Origin of the sequence: Sphaerimonospora mesophila, from assembly GCF_001417795.1 — a bacterium.
GTDB classification, from domain to species: Bacteria; Actinomycetota; Actinomycetes; order Streptosporangiales; family Streptosporangiaceae; genus Sphaerimonospora; species Sphaerimonospora mesophila.
The window spans coordinates 1-14,457 of the sequence record NZ_BCBX01000057.1 but is presented as its reverse complement, the minus strand read 5'-3'; the positions used below and the strand labels follow the sequence as shown (position 1 = coordinate 14,457).

The window sequence follows — 14,457 nt, the reverse complement described above, 5'->3', positions numbered from 1 at the left end:
GAGGAGACGGCCATCCCCCTTGAGCAGGGTGGCCGGCCGGAAGGACGGCCTAGATTTGGTACGTGCGCTTCACCTCCGCCGGTCTCCGGTCCTGGCTCAGGTCTCATCCCCTGTTCGGCGACTCGCTCCTCGCGGTGGTACTGACGGCGGGCACGCTCGTCGTGATCACTTTGATCGGCGCGGAGGAGGTGGCGCGGTTGCAGGGCGCCACGGGCGTCGAGATCCGCCCGCCCGACGCGCTGAACATGATCCTGGCGGTGCTGTGCACGCTGCCCGTGGCGTTGCGACGGAGCCGGCCGTTCGTGCTGCTGACGCTGACCACGCTCCCGGAGTGCACGCTCAACTCCCTCGGCTACAACACCGGGCTCAGCGAGATCGCCGGTCTGATCCTGCTCTACACGGTGGCCGCCCACCGGGGGCTCGCGCTGAGCCTGGCCGGCCTCGCCGTCACCGTGATCGGTTACGCCGTCGGGGCCGGCCTCTCGCCGCTGACGCTGTCGTGGCCGGAGCACGCGGTGATCATCGTGGTCATCCTGCTCTGCTGGGTGAGCGGCCGGACGGTCCGGCTGCGCCGCGCCTACCTCGCGGAACTGGTGCAGCGGGCCGACCGGCTGGAGCGCGCCCGCGAGGCCGACACCCGGGCGGCGCGGGCCGAGGAGCGTTCCCGGATCGCCCGCGAGCTGCACGACGTGGTGGCGCACCACGTCAGCGTGATGACCGTCCAGGCCGCCGCCGCGCGCAAGGTGCTGGACAGCAGGCCGGCCGTCGCACGCGACGCGCTGACCGCGATCGAGGAGATGGGCCGCACCGCGATGGCAGAGATGCGCAACATCGTGGGCGTGCTGCGTACGGACGGCCCCGCCGAGCGAGCGCCCCAGCCGGGCATGGGGGATCTGCGGACGCTGGTCGAGCAGATGCGCGAGGCGGGCCTGCGCATCCGGTTGCTGGTGGAGGGCGAGGAGGGCACGCTGCCGCCGGGCATCGACCTGGCCGCCTACCGCCTGGTGCAGGAGGCCCTCACCAACAGCCTGCGCCACGCGGGGCCGGCCGCCGGCGCCTGGGTCACCGTACGGCACGGGCCGGACGAGTTGACGGTCCACGTCGAGGACGACGGGCGCGGCGCCGCGGCCGATCCAGAACGTCCCGGCGGGACCGGCCACGGCCTGGTGGGCATTCGGGAGCGCGTCGCGCTCTATGGTGGTGTCCTGCGGATCGGTCCCCGGAGCGGGGGTGGATTCGAGGTCCACGCTCAGTTCCCCTTAAAACAACACAGCCCCCTCAGACAACACGGCCCGCTCAAGGGCGGCCCCCTCAAGGAAACGGCATGACGATCAGGGTGCTACTGGTTGACGACCAGCCGCTGCTGCGCACCGGCTTCCGGTTCATCCTGGAGGCGGAGCGCGACATCACCGTCGTCGGCGAGGCCGGCGACGGCGCGACCGCGATGGACCAGTCCCGGGCCCTGCTGCCCGATGTCGTGCTGATGGACGTGCGCATGCCGGGCACGGACGGCATCGAGGCGACCCGGCGCATCGTCAGGGAGGCGGCGCCGAGAGCGCACGTGCCGAAGGTGCTCGTGCTGACCACGTTCGATCTGGACGAGTACATCGTGGAGGCGCTGCGCGCCGGCGCGAGCGGGTTCCTGTTGAAGGACGTGCCACCGGACGACCTGGTGCAGGCCATCCGGGTGGTGGCCGCCGGCGACGCGATCGTCGCGCCGAGCGTGACACGGCGGCTGCTGGACAGGTTCGCGACCCGGCTGCCCTCGGCGCACGGACAGGCCACCCCGCCGCGGCTCGACCGGCTGACCGAGCGCGAGCTGGAGGTGCTCCGCCTGATCGCCAAGGGCATGTCGAACGCCGAGATCGCCGCGGGGCTGGTGGTCAGTGAGACGACCGTGAAGACCCATGTCGGCAACGTGCTCACCAAGCTGGGGCTGCGCGACCGGGTCCAGGCGGTCGTCCTGGCCTACGAGACCGGGCTGATCGTGCCCGGTTCCTTCTCCTGACCGGCCGCCGGCGCCGGCGGCGCGTCCCCCGAGAGGTTCTCCGGGAAGTGGCAGGCCACCTGGTGGCCGGGGGCGAGCGCCGTCAGCGGCGGCTCGACCTTCCGGCAGATCTCCTGCGCCTTCCAGCACCGTGTGTGGAAGCGGCAGGCCGGCGGCGGGTTGAGCGGCGACGGCACATCGCCCTGCAGGCGGATGCGCTCCCGCTCGCTCCGGCGCCGGACATCGGGGATCGGGACCGCCGACAGCAGCGCGTTCGTGTACGGATGCATCGGTGACCCGTAGAGGTCCGTACGGTCGGCCATCTCGACGATCTTGCCGAGGTACATGACCGCGACGCGATCGCTGATGTGCCGGACCACCGACAGGTCGTGCGCGATCACCACGTAGGTGAGGTCGAGCTCGCTCTGCAGGTCCTCCAGGAGGTTGACGACCTGGGCCTGGATCGACACGTCGAGCGCGGAGACCGGCTCGTCCGCGATGATCAGCTTCGGCTTGAGCGCGAGCGTCCTGGCGATGCCGATGCGCTGCCGCTGACCGCCGGAGAACTCGTGCGGATAGCGGTTGTAGTGCTCGGGGTTGAGGCCGACCAGCTCCAGGATCTCCTGGACGGCCCGTTTGACGCCGTGCTCGGTCTTGATCCCCTGGATGCGGTACGGCGCGCCGACGATGGCGCCGACCGTGTGCCGGGGATTCAGCGAGCTGTAGGGGTCCTGGAAGATCATCTGCATGTCGCGGCGGAGCGGGCGCAGCCGCCCCTGCGACATGTGCGTGATGTCCCGCCCGTCGAAGACGATCTTCCCCCCGGTCGGCTCGATCAGCCGGGTGATCAGACGGCCGGTGGTGGTCTTGCCGCACCCCGACTCTCCCACCAGGCCCAGCGTCTCGCCCTTGACGACGTCGAAGCCGATGCCGTCCACCGCCCTGACCGCGCCCACCTGCCGCTTGAGCAGCCCCTTCGTCACGGGGAAGTGCTTCTCCAGTCCCTGGACCGACAGCAGCGGCTCGCTTCCCCGGCTCATGAGGTTCCCTCCAGGTTCGGCATGACCTCTTTCTCCCAGATGGCGCGCCGGCGCTCGCCCGGCAGATGGCAGCGCACCCGGTGACCGCCCGCCGTCTCCAGCAGTTCGGGCACCTCGGTCTCGGAGCGGCCGGCCGTACGTTCGGCATAGGGGCAGCGCGGGTGGAACGCGCACCCGGACGGCACGTTGATCAGCGACGGCGGCGACCCCTTGATCGGGAGCAGCCGCTCGGTCGGCTCCCGGTCAAGGCGGGGCATCGAGCCCAGCAGCCCCCAGGTGTAGGGGTGCTCGGGCCGCTCGAAGATGTCCTCGGCCGAGCCGTACTCGATGCATTTCCCGCCGTACATCACGAGGATGTCGTCGGACAGCTCGGCGACCACGCCGAGGTCGTGGGTGATGATGATCAGCGCCGCGTTGAAGTCGCGCTGCAGGTCGCGCATGAGGTCGAGAATCTGCGCCTGCACGGTCACGTCGAGCGCCGTGGTCGGCTCGTCGGCGATCAGCAACTCGGGGTCACAGCACAGCGCCATGGCGATCATCGCGCGCTGCCGCATACCGCCGGAGAACTCGTGCGGGTAGGAGTCGACCCGCCGGTCGGGCTGCGGGATGCCGACCCGGGCGAGCATGTCGATCGCGTGCTTGCGTGCGACCTTCTTGCTGACGTCGTGGTGGATCCGGTACGCCTCGATGATCTGGTTGCCGACCGTGTAGTACGGGTGCATCGCGGACAGCGGATCCTGGAAGATCATCGCCATCTTCTTGCCGCGCAGCTTCCGCACATGCTCGGCGCTCGCGCCGACGAGCTCCTCGCCGTCCAGCCAGATCTCCCCGGAGATCTTCGCCCGGCCGCCCTTGTGCAGGCCGAGGACGCCCAGGCTGGTGACGCTCTTGCCCGAGCCGGACTCGCCGACGATGCCGAGCGTCTTTCCGCGTTCCAGCGTGAAGGACAGCCCGTCGACCGACTTGACCAGTCCGTCGTCGGTGGGAAAGTGGATCCGCAGATCCTTCAGTTCGAGGAAAGTCATCCCAGCCTCACCCTCGGGTCCACCACCGCGTACAACAGGTCGACGATCAGGTTCGCGACGACCACGAAGCACGCGGTGAGCATGACCACTCCCATGATCTTCGGAAGGTCGTTGGCGCTGATCGCCTGCACCGCGTACCTGCCGACCCCGGGCAGCGAGAACGTGGTCTCGGTCAGGATGGCGCCGCCCAGCAGCAGCCCGACGTCCATACCGAAGATCGTGACGATCGGGGTGAGCGCGGCGCGCAGGCCGTGCTTGGTGATCACTCTGGACTCCGGCAGGCCCTTCGCCCGGGCGGTGCGTATGTAGTCCTCGCCCATGGTCTCCAGCATCCCCGCGCGGGTCAGCCGCGCATAGCTGGCCGCGTACAGGAAGGCCAGCGTGATCCACGGAAGGATCAGGCTGTACGCCCACTGCACCGGGCTCTCGGTGAAGGACACGAAGGTGCCGCCCGGCACGGTGATGCCGAACTTGTAGCTGAAGTAGACCAGGGAGATCATGCCGGTGAAGAAGATCGGCAGGGAGACGCCGGCGAGCGCGACGCCCATCGCGGCCCGGTCGAAGAAGCTGCCCCGGCGCAGCGCGGACAGCACGCCGGTGGCCACGCCCGCGACGAGCCAGATGACCGAGGCGCCGAGCGCGAGCGACACCGTGACCGGCAGCCGGTCCAGCAGCTCCGGCCACACCGGCGTCTTGGTGATGAAGGAGTAGCCGAGGCATGGTGCCGGGCAGTGCTCGATCGAGACTCCGGTGTCGAACTCGGAACCGGCGACGATCCCCTTGACCCATCTGCCGTACTGCACGGTCAGCGGATCGTTGAAGCCGAGCTTCTCCGCGAGGTGCGCCACGGTCTCCGCGGTGGCGCCCTTGCTCCCGACGTAGCGGTTGGCGAAGTCGGTGGCGGTGACCCCGGCGAGCCGCGGGATCACGAAAAAGATCGAGAAGGTGACGATGCTCACCACGACCAGCATGAGCACCGCGGCGATCAGCCGCCGGATGATGTAAGTGACCACTGTTCCCCCGGCTCCGGGGGCCGGCCGGTCGGGCCGGCCCCCTTACGCCTTGCCTGTCGGTTGCCCGCTTCGGTTACTCGACGCCCAGGGCCGGGAAGTCGTACATGTCGAAGGCGCCGGTGACGTAGACGTTGGTCAAGCCCTGGCCCCGGATGGTCAGGGCCTTGGCCCAGACCGCGGGCAGCACGTAGGCGTTCTCCATGACCTTGCGGTCGATCTCCCCCCAGATGGCTTCGCGCTTGGCGACATCGGTCTCGGCGCTGGCCTGGTCGATCAGCGCGTCGATCTCGGGGCTCTTGATGCTGAGGTTGTAGTTGCCGGACTCGCGGATGGTCCGGCTGTCCACGATCTGCGACAGGAAGCCGAAGCCGTCGTTCCAGTCGGCCTGCCAGCCGTGGGTGGCCAGGCCGACGTTGTTCTTCTTCGTGTAGGCGGGCTTACCGGCGTACTCACTGAAGTACGAGCTGGTGGGGAAGCCCTTCAGGGTGAGCTTGATGCCGACCTTGGCGAGCGCCTGCTGCATCGACTCGGCGGCCGCCTGCTCCTTGGGACGGTCGGAGCGGAAGGTCATCGTCGTCTCGAACCCGTCGGGCTGCCCGCATGCCGCGAGAGCCGCCTTGGCCTTCTCCACGTCGCCGGTGCCGGTCGGGTAGAGGTCGAGCTTCTGCCAGCCGCCGATCGACGGCGGCATGAGGCCCGTGGCGATCTCGCCGGCGAGCTCACCGCCGTAGGCGTTCTGCAGGCCCACCCGGTCGGCGGCGTAGATCACGGCCTTACGGCACTCGACGTTGTCCAGCGGCGGGTTATCGTCCAGGATCGAGATGTACCAGGTGCGCGGGGAGGTCGGGTTGTCCGCCCGGGCCTTGAGCGCGGGGTCGGCCATGATCGTCCCGAGGGCCGCCGACTGGACGCCCGTACCCGCGATGTCGACGTGCAGGTCGCCGGCGATGATCCGGTTGTCCAGGTCGTTCGCCTCGACGCCGAGCTGGATCTCGTAGCGTTCCGGCAGCGCCTTGCGTACCGGGTCGGTCGCCGGGTCCCAGTTGGGGTTGCGCACCAGCGTGTACTGCTTGCCCTCCTCGACCTTCTCGAACATGTACGGTCCGGAGGCGATCGGGTGCTGACGGTACTTGATGCCGGTGTCCTTGTCCTTCGGCACCGGGACCGTCGAGGGGAGCGCGGCGAACTGGTCGAAGGCACCGAACGGCTTCTTCAGGTGGAAGACGATCGTCTGGTCGTCCGGCGTCTCGATCGCGGAGTCGGTGTTGACGTCCGGCGTCTTGTAGACGCTCTTGAAGTCCTTCGGCAGGTCCAGGTAGTCGTTGAAGTAGGTCGGGCCGTTGACGAACGTGTCCTTGTCGAGCTGGCGCAGCACGGCGTACTTCACGTCCTTGGACGTGATGGGGGTGCCGTCCTCGAACTTGAGGCCGGTGCGCAGCTTGTAGGTCCAGGTCTTGCCGTCATCGGACGGCTCGCCGAGGCTCTCCGCCAGGTCGGGGACGAGCTCACGGGCCTTCCCCCCGGGGGCGAGGGTGTAGGTGACCAGCGTCCGGCTGTAGATGCGCAGAAGGTTCCAGGACATGGCGTAGTAGGTGTCACCCGGGTCGATGGAGTCCCATGCCTCGCTGACCGCCATCTTCAGCGTGCCCCCCTTCTTGTCGGAGGGGTTCACCACGTTCTCCAGCGCGGCGTTGAACTCGGGCTGCGGGCCCTGGCTCGCCGCGTTGCCGGCGTCACCTGTGCCGGAGCTCTTCTCGCTGCCGCCGCCACAGGCCGACAGACCAAGGCTCATCGCGACGGCGGCGGCCAGGAGGGCCGTCGAGGCGTATCTCTTTCTCATTTGGTTTGACACCCCTTGTGGATGGGAGTTGCTGGGGAATTGAGCAGATCAACTGTCCAGAATCAGCCGTGGAGATCGGCTGCGGGTCGACCGGGCCGGGCATCAACGGGACGACTTGGGATCGAGCGCGTCGCGCAGGCCATCACCGAAGAGGTTGAAGGCCAGCACGGTGATGAAGATCGCCATGCCCGGGAAGAACATGAAGTGCGGAACCGTGTAGTAACGGACCGCCGCCGACAGCATCCCGCCCCACGTGGCGGTGGGCGGCTGGATGCCCACCCCGAGGAACGACAGCGCCGCCTCGAACAGCACGTTGGCCGGGATCAGCAGTGTCGCGTAGATGAGGATCGGCGCGATCAGGTTGGGCAGGATCTCCCGGAACAGGATGTACGGCCCGCGTGCGCCGAGACTGCGGGCGGCGTCCACGAACTCCCGCTCGCGCAGGGAGAGCGTCTGGCCCCGGATGATGCGCGCGATATAGGACCAGTTGAAGAAGCCGATCACGAAGATCAGCAGGAGGATGCGGAGCGTGTCGCCCTTCACCGCGAGCTGGGTCTCGAACTGCGCGAGCACGCCGACCAGCGCGAGCGCGAAGACCAGCAGCGGGAAGGCGAGGAAGATGTCCATCAGACGGCTGATCAGAGCGTCCACCCAGCCGCCGAAGTAACCCGCGGTGACCCCCATGATCGTCCCGATGACGACCGACAGTAGCGTGGCGAAGAAGGCCACGAGCAGCGAGATCCGCGCCCCGTACAAGACCCGGCTGAACAGGTCGCGCCCGTTGACCGGCTCGACGCCGAACAGGAAGTCCGCGCTGATGCCGGTGCCGCCCTTGGGCTGCATGGTCAGGGTGTCGATCATCTCCTGGTGGAACTCGTTCGGCGGATGCCCGAACCAGCCGACGAGGACCGGCGCGAAGATCGCCACCAGGACCAGGAAGATGATCACAAAGCCGCCGCCCATAGCGATCTTGTCTCGCTTGAGGCGCGTCCACGCGATCCGGCCGAGCGAACGGCCCTGGATGACCTTGGCGTCCGCGCCCGGGGAGACGACCTCCGGTGCGGCCCGTAGCTCATCACCGGAGACGTCGAGCGGTGCGCTCATGTGCTGTCAGCCCCCTGGATCCCAGACGACGTTGTCCAAGGAGATCCACTGGGTATGCGGACCCCCGGACGCAGAATCTATGGCCTGAACTGGGATGACCAGCCCCCCGGGGCTCCCTGTGGCTCAACTGTGATGCACGCGAAACTCATTCGTATCGATCTTGGTGGGACTATCCGCGCCCTGTCTCGGTTGTGTCGCAGAACCGTGACATTGCACGTGATTTGTAACAGAATCTCAGCATGCGGTCAGCTGATGCCGCGCCGCTTCAGGATCTCCTCGATGTCGGCGAAATCATCGGCCGCTCCGGACTTGGCCGCCCCCGATTTGGCCGGCCCCGGCTGGGCGGAGCCGATGCTCGCGGTCTTCGACGATCCCGCGCTCGCCGGCCGCTCGGCCTGACGCGGCTCGCTCTTCTCCGGCCCGCCGGCCGTACGGGCCCGCGAGAGGGTCCGGCCGCGCAGGGCGCCGGAGACGACGAACAGCACAGCGGACAGCCCGGCCAGCACGACCCCCGCCCAGACCGTGGGCGACAGGACCAGCCCGGACACGAAGCGGACGGCGGCGGTGCCGATGTCCCACAACGTCCGGTGCGCCCCGGTCAGATAGGCGGCCAGCGGCAGCAGTGACCACGCGGTGGCGCGCAGGCCCGCGGCCGCCCCCCTGCGGCGGAAGACCAGGAAGCTGAGGACGATCCCGACGGCTGTCAGCCCGCCGCACAGCGGCAGCCAGGCGATGTCGGCGTATGTCATGGCGAACCCCTCGTGTCGTACAGCCTTCTTTCATCCTGCCGTACGGCCCGCCGCCTGAGCCCCGCCGTACGGCACGCGAAGCGGCCGTACGGCGGGCCGCGGGACGGGTCAGCCGATGAGCGAGCGGAGCAGGCCCACGTCCACGTGCCGCAGCGACGGCATGACGAGGCGTCCGGGCGCCTGCGCGATCGGCAGGACGCTCGGGACGGCCACCACCCGGCAGCCCGCCGCCGTCGCGGCGGCGACCCCGTTCGGCGAGTCCTCCAGCACGACGCAGCGCCCGGGTTCGGCCGCCAGCAGGCGGGTGGCGGTCAGGTAGGGCTCGGGGTGGGGTTTGGTGCGGGTGACGTCGTCCGCCGTCACGATCACCTCGAAGTGCTCGCGGCCGACGAACTTGAGCACGGCGTCGGCGATCACCCGCAGGGACGAGGTGACCAGGCCGGTGCGGACCCCGTGATCGGCCAGCTCGTGCAGCAGCTCGACCGCCCCCGGCATGGGGGCGACGCCCGCGGACAGGCGCCGCTCCATGCCCTCCATGAGCCACGATCCGACGACGACCGGTTCCACGTCGGCCCGGGTCAGCTCGAGCAGATAGGCGATCGTCCGCTCCCAGGAGCCGCCGACGAGGTGCCGTTGGTGCTCGGGCCCCCACGTCCCGCCGAGCCGGGTGGCCACCTCGCACTCGACCTCGAACCACACCCGCTCGGTGTCGACGAGCAGACCGTCCATGTCGAACAGCACCGCGTCCACGTAGCCCCTTTCCCCCGGTTCTTTCAGGCCTTACACGTTGAAGTACTTCGCCTCAGGATGATGGACGACCAGCGCCGAGGTGGCCTGCTCGGGATGGAGCTGGAACCCCTCCGACAGCTCGACGCCGATCCGCGCCGGGTCGAGCAGCCCCATGAGCTGGACCTGGTCCTCCAGATGCGGACAGGCGGGATAGCCGAACGAGTAGCGGCAGCCGGTGATGTTGACCTTGAGCATGTCGCTCAGCGACTCGTCGCCCCCGATGCCCAGCTCCGAACGCACCCTGGCGTGCCAGTACTCCGCCAGCGCCTCGGTGAGCTGGACGGACAGGCCATGGAGCTCCAGGTAGTCGCGGTAGGCGTCCTTCGCGAACAGCTCGGCCGTGGCCTGGCTGATCCGGTGGCCCATCGTGACGACCTGGAAGGCGACGACGTCGACCTCGCCGGACTCGCGGCGCCGGAAGAAGTCGGCCAGGCACAGGTGCCGGTCGCGGCGCTGACGCGGGAACGTGAAGCGGGTGCGCTCGTTCCCGGCCTCGTCCAAGATGATCAGGCTGTCGCCCTCGCTCACGCAGGGGAAGTAGCCGTAGACGACGGCCGCCTCCAGCAGGCTCTCCGTCTGCATCCGGTCCAGCCACATGCGCAGCCGCGGCCGGCCCTCGGTCTCGACGAGTTCCTCGTACGTCGGCCCGCCGCCGCCCCTGGCGCCCTTCAGCCCCCACTGGCCCATGAACGTGGCCCGCTCGTCGAGGAAGGCGGCGTAGTCGGCGAGCGGGATGCCCTTGATCACCCGGTCGCCGAAGAAGGGCGGCACGGGCACCGGGTTGTCGTCCGCCACGTCGGAGCGCGACGGCAGCTCCTCGACCGGGGTGCGGGTGAGCGTCGCGCCGGTCTTCACCCGGCGCTCCCGCAGCGGGGGCAGCGCGGCCCCCTCCTCGCCGCGTTTGACCGCCATGAACGCGTCCATCAGGCGCAGCCCCTCGAAGGCGTCCCTGGCGTAGCGCACCTCGCCCCGGAAGAGGTCGGCCAGGTCCTGCTCGACGTAGGCCCGGGTCAGCGCCGCGCCGCCGAGCAGCACGGGGAACCTGTCGGCGACCCCCCGGGAGTTCATCTCCTCGAGGTTCTCCTTCATGACGACCGTCGACTTCACCAGCAGCCCGGACATGCCGATCACGTCGGCCTTCTTCTCCTCGGCCGCCTCCAGGATCGCCGTCACCGGCTGCTTGATGCCGAGGTTCACCACCTCGTAGCCGTTGTTGGACAGGATGATGTCGACGAGGTTCTTGCCGATGTCGTGGACGTCGCCCTTGACCGTGGCCAGCACGATCCGGCCCTTCGTCGCGCCCTCGACCCGGTCCATGTACGGCTCCAGGTACGCCACGGCCGCCTTCATGACCTCGGCCGACTGCAGCACGAACGGGAGCTGCATCTGGCCGGAGCCGAACAGCTCGCCGACGGTCTTCATGCCGTCGAGCAGCACCTCGTTGATGATCTCCAAAGCGGGCCGCTGGGCGAGCGCCTCGTCGAGGTCGGCCTCGAGGCCCTTGCGCTCCCCGTCGATGATCCGCCGCTTGAGCCGCTCCCACAGCGGCAGCGCGGCCAGCTCGGCCGCCTTGCCCGCCCGCATCGACGCGGCGTCGACGCCCTCGAACAGCTCCATGAACCGCTGCAGCGGATCGTAGCCGTCCCGGCGCCGGTCGTAGACCAGGTCGAGCGCCACCCGGCGCTGCTCGTCGGGGATCCGGGCCATGGGGAGGATCTTGGACGCGTGCACGATGGCCGAGTCGAGCCCGGCGTCGACGCACTCGTTCAGGAAGACGGAGTTCAGCACCATGCGCGCGGCGGGGTTGAGGCCGAACGACACGTTGGAGACGCCCAGCGTGGTCTGCACGCCCGGATAGCGGCGCTTGAGCTCGCGGATCGCCTCGATCGTCTCCAGGCCGTCGCGGCGGGTCTCCTCCTGGCCGGTGGCGATCGGGAAGGTCAGGCAGTCGACCACGATGTCCTCGACCCGCATGCCCCAGTTCCCCACGAGGTCGTCGACGAGGCGGGAGGCGATCCGTACTTTCGCCTCGGCCGTACGCGCCTGGCCCTCCTCGTCGATGGTCAGCGCGACCACGGCGGCGCCGTGCTCCCGGACCAGCCGCATGATCCTGGTGAAGCGCGAGCCGGGTCCGTCGCCGTCCTCGTAGTTCACCGAGTTGACGACCGCCCGCCCGCCGATCATCTCCAGTCCTGCCTCGATCACCGCCGGCTCGGTCGAGTCGATCACGATCGGCAGCGTCGAGGCGGTGGCGAAGCGGAAGGCCAGCTCCTTCATGTCGGCGACGCCGTCCCTGCCGACGTAGTCGACGCACAGGTCCAGCATGTGCGCGCCGTCGCGGGCCTGCGCCCGGGCGATCTCGACGCACTCCTCGTAGTCGCCGGCCAGCATCGCCTCGCGGAACGCCCTGGACCCGTTGGCGTTGGTGCGCTCACCGATCGCCAGGTAAGAGGTGTCCTGCCGGAACGGCACGCTCTGGTAAAGGGAGGCGGCCCCCGCCTCGGGACGCGGACGCCGTACGGCACGGGCCCGGCCCGCCACGCGCTCCACGACCCGGCGCATGTGCTCGGGGGTGGTGCCGCAGCAGCCGCCGACCAGCCCGAGCCCGTAGTCGCGCAGGAACGCGTCGTGGGCTTCGGCGAGCTCGTCGGGAGTGAGCGGGTAGTGGGCGCCGTCGGCGGTGAGCTGCGGCAGCCCGGCGTTCGGCATGCACGACAGCGGCAGGCGCGAGTGCTTGGCCAGGTAGCGCAGGTGCTCGCTCATCTCGGTCGGCCCGGTGGCGCAGTTGAGGCCGATCAGATCGGCGCCCAGCGGCTCGATCGAGGTCAGCGCCGCGCCGATCTCCGAGCCGAGCAGCATCGCGCCGTTGGTCTCGATCGTCACCTGCGCGATGACCGGCACGTCGCGCCCGGCGGCCTCGATCGCCCGCTTCGCACCCACGATCGCGGCCTTGACCTGCAGCAGGTCCTGGCAGGTCTCGATGATCAGCGCGTCGGCCCCGCCCGCGATCAGTCCGGCGGCGTTGTCACGGTAGGCGTCGCGCAGGGTCGCGTACGGCAGATGCCCCAGCGTGGGGAGTTTGGTGCCCGGGCCCATCGAGCCGAGCACGAAACGGGGGTGATCGGGAGTGGACCAGGAGTCGGCCCGCTCCCGGGCGAGCCGTGCGCCGGCCTCGGAGTATTCGTAGATCCGGTCGGCGATGCCGTACTCGCCGAGGGCCGCGCGGTTGGAGTTGAAGGTGTTGGTCTCGACGCAGTCGACGCCCACCTCGAGGTAGGCGTCGTGGACGGCCCGCACGATGTCGGGACGGCTGACGTTGAGCACGTCGTTGCAGCCCTCGTGGCCCTGGAAATCGTCGAGCGTCGGGTCGTAGGACTGCAGCATCGTCCCCATTGCCCCGTCAGCGACCAGGACTCGCTCGGACAGCACTTCTCGGAAGGACGGTCTGCCGCTGTTCATGGGGGAAAGACTATCGGCCCGCCCGCCGTCGGCCCGGCGCGTCGACGCGGGCGTGCGGCACCCCGGCGCGGCGCCCGGGCCACCCCGGATGGAGCCGAATGTGCCTCCCCGCTCCCCTCAGCGAATAGTCTTGGACTCGACCATACGTGCCGTGGGCCAGTGAGGGAGGCGGCGTGATCGAGCTCGAAGGGCTCCCTGAGCTCGTCGACCCGGTGCTGATCGCCGCGTTCGAAGGGTGGAACGACGCCGGCGAGGCGTCCAGCGGCGTGCTCGCCCACCTTGAGGCGGAGTGGAAGGCGACACCGCTCGTCGAGCTGGACCCGGAGGACTATTACGACTTCCAGATGACCCGTCCCATCGTGGAGATGGGCGACGGCGTCACCCGGTCCATCACCTGGCCGACGACCCGGCTGCTGCTGGCCCGGCCGCCGGGGGCGGAGCGGGACGTGGTGCTGCTGCGCGGCATCGAGCCCAACATGCGCTGGCGGTCGTACTGCGCGGAGATCGTCGGCCTGTGCCAGGACCTCGGGGTGGAGTTCGCCGTGCTGCTCGGCGCGCTGCTCAACGACTCCCCGCACACCCGGCCGGTGCCGATCGTGGGCTCGGTGAGCGATCCGGGGATGGCCCGCTCGCTCAACCTGGAGCCGACCAAGTACGAGGGCCCCACGGGCATCGTCGGCGTGCTGCAGCACACCCTCGGGCACGCCGGGCTGCGCACGGTCTCCCTGTGGGCGTCGGTCCCCCACTACGTCGCCCAGCCGCCGAATCCGAAGGCCACGCTGGCGCTGCTGCGCCGCATCGAGGACCTGCTCGACATCCCCATGCCCTACGGCGAACTGGCCGAGGAGGCCCGCGCCTGGGAGCACGGCGTCGACGAGCTCGCCGCGCAGGACAGCGAGGTCGCCGACTACGTCAGGGAACTGGAGGAGCGCAAGGACGCGGCCGACCTGCCCGAGGCGAGCGGAGACGCCATCGCGGCCGAGTTCGAGCGCTACCTGCGTCGCCGCGACCGCGGCACCGATCGCTGATCGCCGCCGTCTCGGTCACGCCACCTTCACCTCGATGGCGGCGCCGGCGACGCGGACCCGGTAGGTCGGCACGGTGATGCCGGGATCGTCCAGGCAGGCCCCGGTGACCAGGGAGAAGACCTGCTTGTGCATGGGCGAGGCGACCGTGGGCTCGCCGTTCCTGGTGCCGACGATGCCCCGGGACAGGACCTGAGCCCCGCTGAAGGGGTCGCGGTTCCCGAGCGCGTAGAGCCCGCCGTCGAACGTGCGGAACACCGCCACCTGGCGGCCCGCGACGAGGGCTGCCGCGCCGAGCTCCGGGACGAGCTGGGCGTCTAGGCAGACGGGGGTCCAGCCGGGCCCGCCGCCGGTCTCGTCGGCGTGCGTCCGGTCGAGGGCCGTGTGGTCGAGGCCTGTGTGGTCAAGAGCCGTGTGGCCGAGGAT

At 69.6% G+C, this 14,457-nt stretch carries 12 protein-coding genes; 3 read left to right on the top strand and 9 right to left on the bottom strand.

All coding sequences use genetic code 11. The annotated features are described in order from the left end of the window. Positions 1-62 precede the first annotated feature (62 nt). Positions 63-1,328, top strand: coding sequence for a sensor histidine kinase (locus AP234_RS31815; protein WP_063843169.1), 1,266 nt, complete (start codon positions 63-65; stop codon positions 1,326-1,328). Then, positions 1,325-2,008: a response regulator gene (locus tag AP234_RS31810; RefSeq protein ID WP_055483464.1), complete on the top strand. Its 684-nt coding sequence runs from the start codon at positions 1,325-1,327 to the stop codon at positions 2,006-2,008. Before AP234_RS31815 ends, AP234_RS31810 begins: the two co-directional genes overlap by 4 nt. On the opposite strand, the gene AP234_RS31805 is transcribed toward AP234_RS31810, so the two are convergent. From AP234_RS31805 to metH, 8 genes are all read right to left on the bottom strand, one after another. Then, complete coding sequence (locus AP234_RS31805; protein WP_055483463.1) at positions 1,969-3,027, bottom strand: ABC transporter ATP-binding protein; 1,059 nt, start codon at positions 3,025-3,027, stop codon at positions 1,969-1,971. The genes AP234_RS31810 and AP234_RS31805 overlap by 40 nt on opposite strands. Then, positions 3,024-4,052 carry an ABC transporter ATP-binding protein gene (locus tag AP234_RS31800; RefSeq protein ID WP_055483462.1) on the bottom strand — a complete coding sequence of 343 codons (1,029 nt, stop codon included), beginning with the start codon at positions 4,050-4,052 and terminating at the stop codon, positions 3,024-3,026. Before AP234_RS31800 ends, AP234_RS31805 begins: the two co-directional genes overlap by 4 nt. Beyond that, positions 4,049-5,065 (bottom strand): ABC transporter permease, encoded by a 1,017-nt coding sequence (locus AP234_RS31795; RefSeq protein ID WP_055483461.1) that lies wholly within the window; start codon positions 5,063-5,065, stop codon positions 4,049-4,051. The genes AP234_RS31800 and AP234_RS31795 overlap by 4 nt, the downstream gene beginning before the upstream one ends. A 73-nt stretch (positions 5,066-5,138) precedes the next feature. Next, positions 5,139-6,905: an ABC transporter substrate-binding protein gene (locus tag AP234_RS31790; RefSeq protein ID WP_055483460.1), complete on the bottom strand. Its 1,767-nt coding sequence runs from the start codon at positions 6,903-6,905 to the stop codon at positions 5,139-5,141. Positions 6,906-7,007: 102 nt separating this feature from the next. Then, positions 7,008-8,009 (bottom strand): ABC transporter permease, encoded by a 1,002-nt coding sequence (locus tag AP234_RS31785; RefSeq protein WP_055483459.1) that lies wholly within the window; start codon positions 8,007-8,009, stop codon positions 7,008-7,010. A gap of 245 nt (positions 8,010-8,254) precedes the next feature. Next, the gene (locus AP234_RS31780) at positions 8,255-8,758 is read right to left on the bottom strand and encodes a hypothetical protein (protein ID WP_055483458.1); all 504 of its coding nucleotides are present in this window, start codon (positions 8,756-8,758) and stop codon (positions 8,255-8,257) included. A 108-nt stretch (positions 8,759-8,866) separates the two neighbouring features. Then, complete coding sequence (locus AP234_RS31775; protein ID WP_055483457.1) at positions 8,867-9,508, bottom strand: HAD family hydrolase; 642 nt, start codon at positions 9,506-9,508, stop codon at positions 8,867-8,869. A 30-nt stretch (positions 9,509-9,538) separates the two neighbouring features. Then, a complete protein-coding gene (gene metH / locus AP234_RS31770) occupies positions 9,539-13,006 on the bottom strand; it encodes a methionine synthase (protein WP_083502609.1) in 3,468 nt (1,155 codons plus the stop codon). A gap of 173 nt (positions 13,007-13,179) precedes the next feature. Between metH and AP234_RS31765 the strand changes: the two genes are divergently transcribed. Beyond that, complete coding sequence (locus tag AP234_RS31765; RefSeq protein ID WP_055483455.1) at positions 13,180-14,034, top strand: PAC2 family protein; 855 nt, start codon at positions 13,180-13,182, stop codon at positions 14,032-14,034. Between the two features lie 15 nt (positions 14,035-14,049). Here AP234_RS31765 and nirD read toward each other — a convergent pair. Next, positions 14,050-14,457, bottom strand: a 408-nt coding sequence (nirD, locus tag AP234_RS31760) for a nitrite reductase small subunit NirD (RefSeq protein ID WP_431999126.1), incomplete at its 5' end; no start/stop codon positions are given.

What these genes read in the sequence shown, in the direction of transcription:
- AP234_RS31810 (WP_055483464.1), top strand. Translation starts at nt 1,325, where the DNA reads ATGACGATCAGGGTGCTACTGGTTGACGACCAGCCGCTGCTGCGCACC.
- AP234_RS31805 (WP_055483463.1), bottom strand. Translation starts at nt 3,027, where the DNA reads ATGAGCCGGGGAAGCGAGCCGCTGCTGTCGGTCCAGGGACTGGAGAAG.
- AP234_RS31800 (WP_055483462.1), bottom strand. Translation starts at nt 4,052, where the DNA reads ATGACTTTCCTCGAACTGAAGGATCTGCGGATCCACTTTCCCACCGAC.
- AP234_RS31790 (WP_055483460.1), bottom strand. Translation starts at nt 6,905, where the DNA reads ATGAGAAAGAGATACGCCTCGACGGCCCTCCTGGCCGCCGCCGTCGCG.
- AP234_RS31785 (WP_055483459.1), bottom strand. Translation starts at nt 8,009, where the DNA reads ATGAGCGCACCGCTCGACGTCTCCGGTGATGAGCTACGGGCCGCACCG.
- AP234_RS31780 (WP_055483458.1), bottom strand. Translation starts at nt 8,758, where the DNA reads ATGACATACGCCGACATCGCCTGGCTGCCGCTGTGCGGCGGGCTGACA.
- metH (WP_083502609.1), bottom strand. Translation starts at nt 13,006, where the DNA reads ATGAACAGCGGCAGACCGTCCTTCCGAGAAGTGCTGTCCGAGCGAGTC.